Origin of the sequence: Klebsiella sp. AqSCr (assembly GCF_008452795.1) — a bacterium.
Taxonomy (GTDB): Bacteria; Pseudomonadota; Gammaproteobacteria; order Enterobacterales; family Enterobacteriaceae; genus Klebsiella; species Klebsiella pneumoniae.
Genome location: NZ_MJDM01000055.1, coordinates 1 through 689, shown reverse-complemented (window position 1 = coordinate 689; position 689 = coordinate 1). Strand labels below are relative to the sequence as shown.

Below are 689 nucleotides of genomic sequence, written 5' to 3'. Positions count from 1 at the left end.
GATAAATAATAAAACCACATGAAAGAAAACAATCAGGAACAGAATGTTCGCTGAGAACTCCACATCACTACCCCCCACCTCTAAGCAGAAAAAATAAAAAACGCACAAACTACAGATGATAAAGACACCATCATGTCGAATACTCTGAAAGAAATCAGGAGAAAACTCCCCGACCAGTCCATTGTACGTCAGCCTGACTCCCAGATAGATGAGCCAGTAGACTGGAGGGATAAACAAAAAACCATATTTTCTAAAAAATAACACCATATCCATCCCCTGATTATTTGCTCATAGCGTTCAGTGCGTTAAGTTGTTTATATTTCTCGTTACATTTAGCGGCAATTTTCTTCGCATCGCGAAGGGTTAATGGTCCCGGGCTATTACGGAGTGCCGTTCGAAAATCCTCACCGGCACAGGGTATTTCATGAGAAATCATTAATAACTGTTCTTCAGTCGCTGTACCGTTATCTCTGTAATCATCGTAAACAAGATACAGCAGACCACCCAAAAAAAAGAGTGGAAAGGCCCAGTTAACAATGTTTTTAACCGCGCTCGCGACGTTTACTTTCATTTTTTATTCGCCTGGTATAATTCCCACTGATGGATATACGCATAATACCGTTCACCTGGCACATTAATGATGATGCCATCACAGTCCAGTTTATTAACAGGGCTGGTAAAAGCGCCTG

The 689-nt window shown here is 41.2% G+C and carries 2 protein-coding genes and 1 pseudogene; all 3 read right to left on the bottom strand.

The genetic code is table 11. The annotated features are described in order from the left end of the window. Positions 1–273 (bottom strand): hypothetical protein (locus BHE81_RS27960; protein ID WP_172622159.1); only part of this gene is annotated, 273 nt, incomplete at its 3' end. 7 nt (positions 274–280) lie between these two features. Further along, positions 281–571, bottom strand: a complete 291-nt coding sequence (locus BHE81_RS27955) for a hypothetical protein (RefSeq protein ID WP_020323516.1) — start codon at positions 569–571, stop codon at positions 281–283. Continuing rightward, positions 568–689 (bottom strand): annotated as a pseudogene (locus BHE81_RS28965) (hypothetical protein); the annotation flags it as partial. The pseudogene BHE81_RS28965 and the gene BHE81_RS27955, both read right to left, overlap by 4 nt.

What these genes read in the sequence shown, in the direction of transcription:
- BHE81_RS27955 (WP_020323516.1), bottom strand. Translation starts at nt 571, where the DNA reads ATGAAAGTAAACGTCGCGAGCGCGGTTAAAAACATTGTTAACTGGGCC.